This is a genomic window from Lysinibacillus sp. NPDC059133 (assembly GCF_042755925.1).
Taxonomy (GTDB): domain Bacteria; phylum Bacillota; class Bacilli; order Bacillales_A; family Planococcaceae; genus Lysinibacillus.
The window spans coordinates 18,382-28,216 of sequence record NZ_JBHZDH010000037.1 but is presented as its reverse complement, the minus strand read 5'-3'; the positions used below and the strand labels follow the sequence as shown (position 1 = coordinate 28,216).

The 9,835-nt window shown below is 38.5% G+C and carries 9 protein-coding genes; 2 read left to right on the top strand and 7 right to left on the bottom strand.

Annotation, left to right across the window (positions count from 1 at the left end; all coding sequences use genetic code 11):
* The coding region (locus ACFXN8_RS17790) for a hypothetical protein (protein ID WP_386846942.1) at positions 1-200 on the top strand (200 nt) is incomplete at its 5' end.
* A gap of 287 nt (positions 201-487) precedes the next feature.
* Here the strand turns inward: ACFXN8_RS17790 and ACFXN8_RS17785 are convergent.
* From ACFXN8_RS17785 to ACFXN8_RS17775, 3 genes are all read right to left on the bottom strand, one after another.
* A complete protein-coding gene (locus ACFXN8_RS17785) occupies positions 488-1,672 on the bottom strand; it encodes an NAD(P)/FAD-dependent oxidoreductase (RefSeq protein ID WP_376077092.1) in 1,185 nt (394 codons plus the stop codon).
* Between the two features lie 50 nt (positions 1,673-1,722).
* Positions 1,723-2,151, bottom strand: a complete 429-nt coding sequence (locus tag ACFXN8_RS17780; RefSeq protein WP_376077095.1) for a DUF1641 domain-containing protein — start codon at positions 2,149-2,151, stop codon at positions 1,723-1,725.
* A gap of 861 nt (positions 2,152-3,012) precedes the next feature.
* A complete protein-coding gene (locus ACFXN8_RS17775; protein ID WP_376077102.1) occupies positions 3,013-4,527 on the bottom strand; it encodes a DHA2 family efflux MFS transporter permease subunit in 1,515 nt (504 codons plus the stop codon).
* A gap of 157 nt (positions 4,528-4,684) precedes the next feature.
* On the opposite strand from ACFXN8_RS17775, the gene ACFXN8_RS17770 reads away from it, so the two are divergent.
* Positions 4,685-5,590, top strand: a complete 906-nt coding sequence (locus tag ACFXN8_RS17770; protein ID WP_386846939.1) for a TetR/AcrR family transcriptional regulator — start codon at positions 4,685-4,687, stop codon at positions 5,588-5,590.
* A gap of 128 nt (positions 5,591-5,718) precedes the next feature.
* Here ACFXN8_RS17770 and cydS read toward each other — a convergent pair whose 3' ends face one another.
* The 4 genes from cydS to ACFXN8_RS17750 all read right to left on the bottom strand — a co-directional run bounded on the left by cydS (position 5,719) and on the right by ACFXN8_RS17750 (position 9,103).
* Positions 5,719-5,817: a cytochrome bd oxidase small subunit CydS family protein gene (cydS, locus tag ACFXN8_RS17765; RefSeq protein WP_386846937.1), complete on the bottom strand. Its 99-nt coding sequence runs from the start codon at positions 5,815-5,817 to the stop codon at positions 5,719-5,721.
* An 11-nt stretch (positions 5,818-5,828) separates the two neighbouring features.
* Positions 5,829-6,857 (bottom strand): cytochrome d ubiquinol oxidase subunit II, encoded by a 1,029-nt coding sequence (locus ACFXN8_RS17760; protein ID WP_386846935.1) that lies wholly within the window; start codon positions 6,855-6,857, stop codon positions 5,829-5,831.
* Complete coding sequence (locus ACFXN8_RS17755) at positions 6,854-8,197, bottom strand: cytochrome ubiquinol oxidase subunit I (RefSeq protein ID WP_386846933.1); 1,344 nt, start codon at positions 8,195-8,197, stop codon at positions 6,854-6,856. The genes ACFXN8_RS17760 and ACFXN8_RS17755 overlap by 4 nt, the downstream gene beginning before the upstream one ends.
* A 129-nt stretch (positions 8,198-8,326) precedes the next feature.
* Positions 8,327-9,103 carry a sulfite exporter TauE/SafE family protein gene (locus ACFXN8_RS17750; protein ID WP_386846931.1) on the bottom strand — a complete coding sequence of 259 codons (777 nt, stop codon included), beginning with the start codon at positions 9,101-9,103 and terminating at the stop codon, positions 8,327-8,329.
* Positions 9,104-9,835 lie beyond the last annotated feature (732 nt).

Below are 9,835 nucleotides of genomic sequence, written 5' to 3'. Positions count from 1 at the left end.
AGCTATCCGTCACTTTGACCGTTCTTTCCGTCGCTCTGGTTCTGCTATCCGTCACTTTGACTATTCTTTCCGTCGTTCCGATTTCTTTCCGTCGCTCTGACTCTTCTTTCCGTCGCTTTGGCCTTGCTATCCGTCGCTCTGACTCTTCTATCCGTCACTTTGATTTCTATCCGCTCTGGCCTTGCTATCCGTCGCTTTGACCGTTCTTTCCGTCGCTCTGGCTCTTCTTTCCGCCGCCCTGACTCTTCTATCCGTCGCTTTGATTTCTTTCCGTCGCTCTAGCCTTGCTATCCATCACTTTGACCGTTCTTTCCGTCGCTCTGGTTCTGCTATCCGTCACTTTGACTATTCTTTCCGTCGTTCCGATTTCTTTCCGTCACTCTGGCTCTTCTTTTCGTCGCTCTAATTTTTTCTACCGCTCTAGCTACCCTAATAAAACAAAAAGGGCATGAATTCAATATTACTATTGATTCATGCCCTTAAATTATTAGTACGCTAAGCCGAATAGCGCTTTAATGTGTGTAAGATAGCGAATGTTAGACGCTTCTTTCATAAGTGTTGCAGGAAGACCTTTAAGTTCTGTGTTGCTAGCACCGATAGTCGCAACAGCGTCTTTACGGCCTAAGCTTGCAAGTGTACCAGAGTTAATTGCAGAGAAAGGTTTCATCTCTTGGTTTTTGTATTGTGCGAATAGGTTGTAACCAGCGCACTCACCCATTTGCCATGCAACTTGAGCAGTTGGTGCGTATAGCGGACGTCCGCCATCAGCTGGTAATGCAACAGATGCGTCACCAATTACGAATACATCATTATGAGATGTAGATTGTAAGAACTCGTTAATCGTAGCTTTACCGCGGTCAGCAGCAAGGCCAGACTCGCCTACGATTGGAAGTGGAGCTACCCCACCTGTCCAAATAAGTGTATTGGCAACGATTGATTCGCGATCTTTAAGAGCGATAACATTACCATCAACACCTGTTACAGGAGTACCAGTAATGAATTCAACACCACGTTTTGTTAAGCTTTCAGTAGCACGTTGGATAAGTACATCTGGAAGTACTGGTAAGATTTTTGGACCAGCTTCAACAAGTTTGATTTTAAGATCAGCAAAGTTAACACCGTGTTTTGCTGCGATTTTCGGGAAGTTGTCCACGATTTCGCCAACAAGCTCAACACCTGTTAAACCGCCGCCACCGATAACAATTGTCGCATCTGCTTCGTCTTTTGTTTGTGCATATGCTTTAATACGGTCTTCGATGTGTTTGTTAATTTTGTTTGCTTCGTTCACTGATTTAAGTACCATTGAGTTTTCTTCTAATCCAGGGATACCGAAGAATCCAGTTTGGCTACCTAAAGATACTACTAAAGTATCGTAATTTAAAGTATAACCATTGTCTAGGTCCACTTTTTTAGTGTCTACATTGAATTTTGTTACTTTAGCAATTTGTAAATCAATATCTAAACCTTTAAAGATTTTTTTAAGTGGTAAAGCAACAGCACCTTCAGCAATAGTACCACCAGCTAAACGGTGAAGTTCAGTGATGATTTGGTGTGTTGGGAATTGGTTTACAACAGTAATTTTAGCTTCATCAGCTGATAAATACTTGCGTGCAGTTAATGCAGTTAAAACGCCAGCGTAACCAGCACCTAAGATGACGATTTCTTTTGACATGATTAATTAATCCTCCGTCCTTACGTTTTGAATATATCTCAAGTCGAGTCTTATTTAGCTTTACGTTCAGCGCTTACTTGTAAGAAAGCATTAACAAAACGGAAAACACCTTGAACTTGTGGGTCTTTTAACATTTTCATAAGACCGAATAAACCAATTACTTCTTGGCTTTCAGACGCACGGTCTTTCGCTTCAATTGCAGTAGCTGCAAGATTTTTAGCTGAGCCTACTACTGGGCCTGCCATTTCTGATACCGCACCAACAGTATCATTTTTCAGTACTTCGTCAGTTGCAACAGCTTGAGCAAACTCATATGATTTTGTTAATAACGTCATCATTTCAGTTAACTTAGGTAATTGTTCAACTAAAGTTGTAAGTGATTCCTGAACCTCAGGCTTTAATAATTGATCTAGCACATCCAGTTGTTCTTGACTCACAGTTAATTGTTCAGACTGTGTTTGGTTATTCGTTTCTGACATTTTGAACTCTCCTTTGCCATCACTATCACTATTTTAATTTTATTGCTTCCATGTAAAAAAGACCATTAAGGCACTTCTTAACAGTCGTTACAGCGCGTATATCTTACAAATCACCAGTCTCAAGAGCTGGATAACAATTTGTATAATTTGTTATTACAATGTTAACTTTATTTCGCAAAAAGTGCATCATAATTCCATCCTTATCTTGTCTTGGTGACGTTACAACCTCCATTATAAGGTTGTTTGTACATTATTTCAATGAGCTAAATCACAATTTCGACAATCTTTTCAAAATTCATTGATTTGTAACTATATATCGTAGTTAAGTTTACTTTTTGTCCCTACTGTTATTTTTGAGCTCGAAGGATCATTACCATAACGTGTGGTTGATTTCCATTCCGGCTGGGGGCGCTTTGTTGTTGCTGTCACTACGCTTTCGCACAGAAAACATCCGCTTCGCTCCAGGGTCTCGGGCCAACAGATGTTTTTTGCGCGAAAGCGAAGCGGCAGCGATGTTGGTCACGAAGAGGTTATCACAGGATGTGTTGGTTTTAGCCTTCGTTCCTCTATTGCTAATCCCCAACCTCCACCCCAATCAACTTATATAAGATGTCATCCACAATTTTAAATATCTCTGTATAACACTTGATTTTTATTTGGTCTGTTTAAACTTCCCCTTCATCCTGCATGTAATACTCAATAAGTAAAAATTTATCGCCTACATTTTTTGATTTATCGACCAACTTTTTAAGTTTATTGACTACTAATTACGATTTATCACCCAAATTGCCTCATTTATCGATAAATCATATAAAAGACCTGTTAGAAGAAAAATTCTACTAACAGGTCTATATATCAAAATTATTTAGTTGGTTTTTTCAAATCCACTGAAGCCGCTGAGCTTTCAATTTTTACACGTTTTAGGAAGAAGGCAAGCACTAGCGCAAGGACTGTAACACAAGCTGCTATTAAGAATGAGTGTGTAATACCATCTAATAAAGCAGTTTGTGTAATCTGATCCTGCATTTGTTGCATTTGTTCTGGCGTTGCTGCAACACCTGATTGCGCTGCATTGGCTTTTGCTTCTGCAATTAAATCTTCGGCTGTTGCTTTTGTACGGTTATTCATGAACGTTACCATCACAGCACTACCAATCGCCCCTGCCACTTGCTGTAAAGTATTATTAATGGCTGTACCATGTGGGTTCATCATTTGTGGTAATTGGTTTAAACCGTTTGTCATAATTGGCATCATAACCATTGACATACCGAACATACGAATTGTGTACATAGACACGATAAATGTATAGCTTGAATCTAATTCTAACTTTGTTAAACCGAATGTCGCAATTGTTGTAATCGTTAAACCGATAACCGCTAATAGACGCGGTCCAAATTTATCAAAAAGTTTCCCTGTAATCGGCGACATAATTCCCATTACAAGTGCCCCAGGAAGCATCATTAAGCCTGCTTCAAATGGATCAATTCCACGAATCGATTGTACATAAGCAGGTGTTAAAATCATCCCCGAGAACATAGCCATTGACACGATAACCGAGATAGCTGATCCCAGTGCAAACATTGGATATTTATAAATACGTAATTCAAGTAAAGGTTGATCCATACGTAGTTGTTTAAATATGAAGATGATTAAAGCAAGAAGGCCAACTGAAATTGTGCCATATACCCAAGGACTTGACCAGCCCTTATCCCCTGCAGTACTGAAACCATATAGAATACCACCGAACGCAACTGTTGATAATAGTACTGAAGGAAAATCTAAATGAACTTCACGTGTTTCCATCACGTTTTCTAATTTCCAAATACCAAACAATAAACTAATTACAGCAAACGGAATAATCATTTGGAATAGCATACGCCAATCATGATGTTCAACAATATATCCAGATAATGTAGGACCTATCGCTGGTGCTGTAATCATGACTAAACCAAAAATACCCATTGCCGCCCCACGTTTTTCTTTTGGGAAGCTAATTAACATTACATTCATTAAAAGTGGTGACATACTTGCAGCACCTGCTGCTTGCACCATACGACCTGCAAGTAACGTACCGAAGTTAGGTGCAAAGCCAGCCATAATTGTACCGATTGTAAAGACTGACATCGCTACAATAAATAAATGTCTATTTTTAAAGCGTGTTACGAAGAATGCTGAAGCAGGTACTAAAATACCACTTACAAGCATATAACCTGTTGCTAGCCATTGTACCTTTGAATACGTTATGTCAAAATCTTTCATGATTGTTGGTAACGCAACGTTTAACAATGTGTTATTAAGAAAAGCAACAAAAGCACCCACAAATAAAATACCAATCATGCCATAGGGGGGCTTTTGCAGTGTTTGACCACTATTCATTTATATCCCTCAATTCTTTCTTGTTTTTTTCGATAAAACTTATTTTATACTCGCAGTCTACTTTTTTCAAGAATTAAGATTATATTTTTTATAAATATTGATATATAGGCGTTTTAACTATAGAATAAGAGTATAATATTTTAAAAAAGGTGAGGTTATGAACAAAAGAAAAAGACAAATCATTACTGCTGCTCGTGCTCTTTTTATTGAAAAAGGATTCGTAGATGCATCTATTAACGACATCATTAGTGCAGCTAAAATTTCAAAGGGTACATTTTATAATCATTTTTCTTCTAAAAATGAATGCTTAATCGCCATATTAGATGAAGGGCGTGAGGAGGCAAGTAATCGCCGCCACGAACTTCTTTACGGCAAAGATCCTACTGATTTGGAAGTATTAACACAGCAAGTTGCGGTACTCATGTATGTCAATCGAGAACATAATTTAATTCAAATTTTTGAATCGGTTTTCCATTCTCGTGATAATGAACTGAAAAAAATTATTTTAAACTATCATTTACAAGAACTGGAGTGGCTTGCCAATCGACTTGTTCAAGTTTTCGGAGAAGAAGTTAGTCCAATTAGCTACGAATGTGCTGTGCAAACACTTGGTATGATTAACCTTTCAATACGTGCTGTCTTAATTGCTGATTATAAATATATAAATCGCGAAGCCATTGTACGTGTAGCATTACGCAATATTAGCGTAATTATACCCGTTATGCTTGAATCAAAAGAAATCCTCATTAGTACGGAAATGATCAACACGATACAAAACGTCGCGAACTATAAAACAGTTGATAAGGAAACGGTCATCGAGCAATTAACAGGCTTTAAGAAGGGATTATCGAAGAATGAAACAGCGGAAGGCTTAGAGTACGTAGAATTCTTATTAGAGGAATTACAGCGTGAGAAACCAAAGCTCTTTATCATTGAATCACTTCTTACACCTTTCCGGAAAGCATTCGTCGAAACCGAACACACAGAAGAGGCACGTGATATCGCTAATAGCTTATGGCGCTATGTAAAAATTGAGCGACCATCAGAGCGTTGCATCAAGTAAATTAACCACATTAACAAAAGGAGCTATATAGAAAGTCAAACACTCACGACTTTCCATATAGCCCTTTTTTGAGCCTTCTATCCTATTAAATTTAGGGATCGGCGTTCACATTACGGTGATGAAGCCTATTACTTAACTTGACGATCTTTCGGCCCTATCCAAAAACCAATCACAATGCTAATAGCTACTACAAGAAAAGGTGCGTACAAAATAATAAATTGATTCATTATAATTCCCCCTATGCATGGTGATCATGTTTACCGCAAGCATAATCACGATCAAACACAAACCATTTCATTACTAAATAAAGTGAAGGTATGAGCAGAACCAATCCTCCAACAAACGCTATCACTAATGCAATTGCCATTGTTTCATTTGTAAAGCTATCATAGACTGATATATACGGATACAGTAAATACGGATAATGTGAAATACCATAGCCGAAGAATGCAAATCCAAATTGGGCAACCATTAAAAAGACAGCTATGCCATAGTTTTTCTTTTTAAATAAAAGAATTAGTGTTATAAGAAATAGCACACCTGAAATCGCGAAAAGCCACCACAGATCTAACATATTTTCATAATGCTCAGGCACATGTCCCTTTAACTCCACCATAATCCCTATTACACTTATTATGAGCGGCAAAGACCAACCGAGTGCATACTTTCTCATTAAATTAGAAGCATGTTCATCTCGTGCTCTTTTCCCATACCATGTTAGGAAAACCGCTGAAATATACAAAACTGCCACTATACTTAATAGCACAATAGACCACGTTAACGGATTGGTGAAAAGTTTAGCAATTTGTAAATGCGGTTCTTCATTTACAATTTTTACGAACCCTCCCTCAGATATCGTTAATACAATAGATAGAGATGCAGGTATAAATAAACCAGTAATTCCGTACATCATTGTATATCCGATATGTCCACCTTTTCCACCGTAGGATTCAAATGCATAATAACTCCCTCTAATTGCAATTAATATTAATGAGATACTGACTGGCACTAGCAAAATTGTGCCATAATAATAAGCCGTTTGAGGAAAGAAGCCTACCGTTCCAACAAAGAAAAATACAAGGAAGACATTTGTAATTTCCCACACCGGAGATAAATAGCGCTTAATAACTTTTGCTAATATATGATCTTTACCAATTAAGACACTATAAGCATTAAAGAAGCCCGCTCCAAAGTCTATGGACGCAACAATGACATAGCCGAATAGAAATAACCATAGTACTGAAATTCCTAATATCTCTAAGCTCATTGCTCTGCACATCCTTCCACTTGTTTATGTTCTTCAATTTCACGTTCAATCGGATTGTTACGGAACATACGAATAAGTACTACGCTACTTCCTATCGCTAATACAATGTACAGCCCTGCAAATAGTATTAGCATAGTATCGACTTGACCACTTGTTGTAGCACCTTCCGCCGTTTTCATATAACCACGAAGGATCCAAGGCTGACGCCCTACTTCCGCAAACCACCATCCTGCCTCAACAGCAATAAGCGATAGCGGACCACCTGCCACTACTATTCTCTTAAAACTTTTTGAAGAAATAAACTTCCATCCCCGCCACTTTCCTAGCACATAAATAGCTGCAACGACAATTAGTAAAGTTCCGATAACTACCATGACGTCAAACAAATAATGGATATAAAGTGGCGGCTGTTCGTCCTCAGGAAATTGATCTAAACCTTTCACTTCTGCAAAAGGATTATTATGCGCCAATACACTCAATGCGTACGGTATTTTGATAGCATATTTTACCTCTTCTCCATCTAATACTCCAAATAACATAAGCGAAGCATCCTCTTTTGTTTCAAAATGCCATTCAGCAGCAGCTAATTTTTCTGGTTGATATTCCGCCAAATACTTCCCAGAAAAGTCACCTACAATCAGTGCTGCTAGTGAAAATACTAGTCCAAGTTTCAATAAAAGATGTAATGCTTTTTTATGATACACATGCTTTGATCCTCGTAGCATACGATAAGCAGCAATAGAAGCTAATAAAAATGCTGACGTCATATAAGATGTTACTAATACATGCGCTACCTTCGTTGGCATTGCAGGATTTAGCATTGCTAATACTGGTTGAATATTTACAAGCTCTCCATCTACAAGATCAAAGCCCTGCGGTGCATTCATAAAGGCATTCACAATCGTAATAAAAACGGCCGACATAGAAGCACCAATAGCTACTGGGATCAATAATAATAGATGTCTCTTTGGATTTTTGAATCGATCCCATGTATATAAATAAAGCCCTAAGAAAATCGCTTCAACAAAGAACGCAAATGTTTCCATAAACAATGGTAATGCGATCACCTGACCAGCCAACTCCATAAAGCTTGGCCATAGTAGTGATAGCTGCAATCCTATCGCAGTACCAGTGACAACCCCGATTGCCACAGTAATCACAAACCCTCTTGCCCATCTTCTTGCTAGTAATAAATAGTGCTCGTCATTATTTTTTAATCCAACCCATTGAGCAATCATGATCATTAAAGGTATACCGACGCCAATTGTTGCGTAAATGATATGGAATGACAATGTTAACTCTGTTAAGGCCCGACTCCACATTACAGCTGAATCATTCATTTAATTTCATCTCCTAGGTACCAAAAATTCTTCCAATGATTGAAAGAAACATTATCCCCGCTACTAAAAAACTTATAATTATTAGCTTTTTTTCATGTGACTTATAGGCAACCACTTTTTGTTTTTTCATCATAATAGATCCACCCAAATTTTAATCGCTGTCGCTAAGATGAGTACGGCTAAAATACTTTGCAAAATTTTCGTATTCATTTTTTTACCTATTTTTGCGCCAAGAGGAGCCGCCAGTAAACTTGCCACTATCATGATGACTGCAGGATAGTAATCGACTTGCCCTGTCATTAACTTACCGATTGTTCCACCAATTGATGAGATAAACGTAATGGCTAGGCTTGTTGCAATCGTCATCCGTGTTGGAATACCGAGCACTACAAGCATTATCGGAACAAGTAAGAAACCACCTGCAGCACCAACAATCCCAGAACCAATTCCAACAATAAATGCTAAAATTGCCGCTAACGGCTTGTTGAAGGTTACTTCATCCAATGGCTTATCATCAATTTGTTTCTTAGGTATAAACATCATCACAGCTGCAATCAAGGCTAAAATACCGTATACGACATTCACACCGTTTTCAGATAAAAACTGTGATCCGTAGCTCCCAACAAAGCTACCGGCTAAAATGGCTCCTCCCATATAAATAATGAGAGGCTTATTAAGATAGCCACCCTTTCGATATGCCCAAACACCTGCAATCGAAGCAAAAAGCACTTGTACCGCACTAATACCTGAAACTTCATGTGCTGAAAATGCTGCTAAACCAAAAAGCGGCGGTATATATAGTAGCATTGGGTATTTAATGATTGAACCGCCGATGCCCAACATACCGGACACAAATGAGCCAACGAATCCAATCAGGAAAATCACAATTATAAATGTTATATCCACTGTGCTTGCATCTCCTTTTATTTATGTGCTTTCAGTATAGTCCTGCTGCAATTTCAGACATATAGGGGTTTTCCACTATTAGCTTTACTCACTGTGACAATATTGCAAATTATTTTGAATAGAAATAAAAAAAGACCACTCATCGTTTGAGTGATCTCAGCTTGTCGACAAAAGAATAAATATAAAATAACGTGTATCAATAAACAAAGGTTGATTTTCACTCCGAGTTAGCGCTTTCCGCGGGCTTGGCTTCAATCTCCTCGTCACTACGTTCCTGCGGGGCTTTCAGCGCAAGCTCATCCCGCAGGAGTCGCCACTCTCCGTGAAAAATCAACAGTTCCTCACCATCAGTATGAGTTGAAAAGCTGAACCAAATTAGTATTATAGCTATGATTAACATACTAAAATGATCCCACCTAAATTATAATAGGATATTTTTAATTATTTTCCACCCAAGGCAAGCCTCACCATGGGGGAAAACGAGATGGTTTCGACGCTCCTATAAAATACCCGCACAGACAAATCGTTGTTGCTGTAGTTTCGTTTTATCACTATAAATTAGAGTGGCATGCCAGGAGATACATATTGGTTTATTGGAGTGGAGGCTGGGCGACTCCTTGGGGATCAGCGTCACAGTTGAGACCCTGGAGAATAGAGGAACGAAGGCTAAGAGCGTCACGTACTGTGATAACGCCTTCGTTACCAACATCCTTTTGGCCCAAGCGGCTCATC